At 45.4% G+C, this 735-nt stretch carries 1 protein-coding gene; it reads left to right on the top strand.

Going from position 1 to position 735, the window contains the following annotated elements; all coding sequences use genetic code 11:
• Positions 1–735, top strand: a 735-nt coding sequence (locus RIG68_RS23305) for an IS4 family transposase (RefSeq protein WP_350128038.1), incomplete at both ends; no start/stop codon positions are given.

The following is a 735-nucleotide window of genomic DNA, read 5'->3' as shown; positions in this document are numbered from 1 at the left end:
AATCAAAGTCTACAGGTATGTCTTGATGACTTTTTCGACTTCCATGGGCTTGTTTCTCTCTCCAAGAGTGCTCTGACGCAAGCACGTGCCAACCTGTGTCCTAAGGTGTTCAAAAGGCTCAATCGAAGGGTATGTGAAGCTTTTTATCAAAGTACGGCTTGCAAGAGATGGAAGGGCTTTCGGGTACTGGGCGTGGATGGTTCTACGCTGCAACTGCCTGGAATCCATTTCTCGCTAGAGAAGCTTTTCAGCTACCATGGTTTTGGCCCCAATGCGGATGCTGGGCATTGGATGAGCCGGATATCATACCTCTATGATGTGTTCAACGGAATAGTGATTGATGCTGCTATGGCCAGTTATACCACCAGCGAATCGGCACTTTGTGATCAGCACATGCCTTTTATTAAAAAAGGAGACTTGCTACTCTTTGATCGTTACTACGCTTCCTTTGAGCGGATGTTCTTACTAAAGGCCAAAGGAGTACATTTCGTTTTTCGAATGAAAGACAATTGGTGGAACTGCGTTAATACCTTCGTCAGTAGTGGGCTAAATGAACAGATAGTTTGCCTGACTCTGCCAAAGAAGTCTAAATATCTAGTGTCCAAGTACCCCCATCTCTCCCCTGTAATGAAAGTGCGGCTTATCAAGAAAACCAACCGCAAGGGGGAAGTACAGGTCTTTTGCACTTCACTTATTGATGACCAACAATACAGTCGCAAGGCCATCTTAAGCCTC

The organism is Imperialibacter sp. (genome assembly GCF_040222385.1).
Classification (GTDB): Bacteria; Bacteroidota; Bacteroidia; order Cytophagales; family Cyclobacteriaceae; genus Imperialibacter.
The sequence above is the reverse complement of the archived record's forward strand: the minus strand, read 5'-3'. Positions and strand labels throughout refer to the sequence as shown.